General features: G+C 50.7%; 2 protein-coding genes. One reads left to right on the forward strand and one right to left on the reverse strand.

The features are described 5' to 3' along the window. Positions 1 to 53: 53 nt before the first annotated feature. Positions 54 to 347, reverse strand: coding sequence for a DUF3892 domain-containing protein (locus AO388_RS26625; RefSeq protein ID WP_058417461.1), 294 nt, complete (start codon positions 345 to 347; stop codon positions 54 to 56). 1,280 nt (positions 348 to 1,627) lie between these two features. Here AO388_RS26625 and AO388_RS26610 point away from each other — a divergent pair. Then, a complete protein-coding gene (locus tag AO388_RS26610) occupies positions 1,628 to 1,921 on the forward strand; it encodes a DUF3892 domain-containing protein (RefSeq protein ID WP_058417461.1) in 294 nt (97 codons plus the stop codon). Positions 1,922 to 1,974: the final 53 nt, after the last annotated feature.

Below are 1,974 nucleotides of genomic sequence, written 5' to 3' on the forward strand. Positions count from 1 at the left end.
CCCAGCCCATCACTTATTAATCAAGAGGATAGGTCTGGGTAGTTAAAGTGTGACTAGTTGAATTCTGGCAAAGCACCCAAGTTGTCGCGTTTTGTATTGTTGCGATCAGTGCTTAAAAACTCACCATCTACAACATGGACCTGTGCGCCAAAATGCATTTTTCCATCTGCGCCTTTGTAGCGGGTCTGGAAAGTCGCTTTGCCGAGTCTGATCAAATCGGCAACGAAAGCCCTTGACGTGATTCGATCAGGGCCAAGCGCGTTCACCTTTTCCTCGTTAATTTTTACCCACTCAACGTGTTGGCGGTCAGACGAGTACTTAATGGCGGTGATGCAAAAGTCTGTCATACGAATCCATTCCTGAGGCGCCCCGAAACTGGGACAAACCTTATATAGTGGCGATTGGCTGGTATTCAAGTGTGTTGGGTAGATTTTTTCTGAAGATGCCGGATATCGTCAGTTTTATGCGGTGTTGAGGCAGGGCCTGTCGTATCGTCTGGAAGGGCCTGGTCGGCGTAATAGACCATCTTCAGCACCTTGAGTATTTCGAGATGCGGGTACTGGCCTGCGCCTTCTCGGAAGCAGGCCGATTTGTGAGTAAACGCTAGCTCTCGATGCACTAGGTGCTGGCCAGCGTGACACTCCTTATAGCTCACCATGTCACTCGATAGCTCTCAGGCCTCAATCCGTAGCGAGGGTTTAACTTCGGTCATGATCAAATCCTTGGTTTTGTCTGGCTCAGTATCGCGGGGAAGATTGCTCGAGCCAGAGCGGCCAAGGATTGGACGATATGACACTTAGCCGCCAATCGGTCTAAAGAGACTCAAGAGATAGGCGCGCCGATTGGCGGATAGCAGTCCTTTTTCAGGTGAATGCCCGCCATCTGACAGGCGGGAGCACAAGATCATGCAAGCGAGATGAGGATGGTTTATGATCGCCGGCCGCAGTGGTATTGCTTTTATTTTCAGCTCTCCGTAGGCTGGCGCTGCAGCGCCAGCCTACGGAGAGCTGAAAATAAAAGCAATACCACTGCGGCCGGCGATCATAAACCATCCTCATCTCGCTTGCATGATCTTGTGCTCCCGCCTGTCAGATGGCGGGCATTCACCTGAAAAAGGACTGCTATCCGCCAATCGGCGCGCCTATCTCTTGAGTCTCTTTAGACCGATTGGCGGCTAAGTGTCATATCGTCCAATCCTTGGCCGCTCTGGCTCGAGCAATCTTCCCCGCGATACTGAGCCAGACAAAACCAAGGATTTGATCATGACCGAAGTTAAACCCTCGCTACGGATTGAGGCCTGAGAGCTATCGAGTGACATGGTGAGCTATAAGGAGTGTCACGCTGGCCAGCACCTAGTGCATCGAGAGCTAGCGTTTACTCACAAATCGGCCTGCTTCCGAGAAGGCGCAGGCCAGTACCCGCATCTCGAAATACTCAAGGTGCTGAAGATGGTCTATTACGCCGACCAGGCCCTTCCAGACGATACGACAGGCCCTGCCTCAACACCGCATAAAACTGACGATATCCGGCATCTTCAGAAAAAATCTACCCAACACACTTGAATACCAGCCAATCGCCACTATATAAGGTTTGTCCCAGTTTCGGGGCGCCTCAGGAATGGATTCGTATGACAGACTTTTGCATCACCGCCATTAAGTACTCGTCTGACCGCCAACACGTTGAGTGGGTAAAAATTAACGAGGAAAAGGTGAACGCGCTTGGCCCTGATCGAATCACGTCAAGGGCTTTCGTTGCCGATTTGATCAGACTCGGCAAAGCGACTTTCCAGACCCGCTACAAAGGCGCAGATGGAAAAATGCATTTTGGCGCACAGGTCCATGTTGTAGATGGTGAGTTTTTAAGCACTGATCGCAACAATACAAAACGCGACAACTTGGGTGCTTTGCCAGAATTCAACTAGTCACACTTTAACTACCCAGACCTATCCTCTTGATTAATAAGTGATGGGCTGGG

It is taken from the genome of Pseudomonas sp. ICMP 10191, from assembly GCF_001467335.1.
Lineage (GTDB): Bacteria > Pseudomonadota > Gammaproteobacteria > Pseudomonadales > Pseudomonadaceae > Aquipseudomonas > Aquipseudomonas cerasi.

What these genes read in the sequence shown, in the direction of transcription:
- AO388_RS26610 (WP_058417461.1), top strand. Translation starts at nt 1,628, where the DNA reads ATGACAGACTTTTGCATCACCGCCATTAAGTACTCGTCTGACCGCCAA.
- AO388_RS26625 (WP_058417461.1), bottom strand. Translation starts at nt 347, where the DNA reads ATGACAGACTTTTGCATCACCGCCATTAAGTACTCGTCTGACCGCCAA.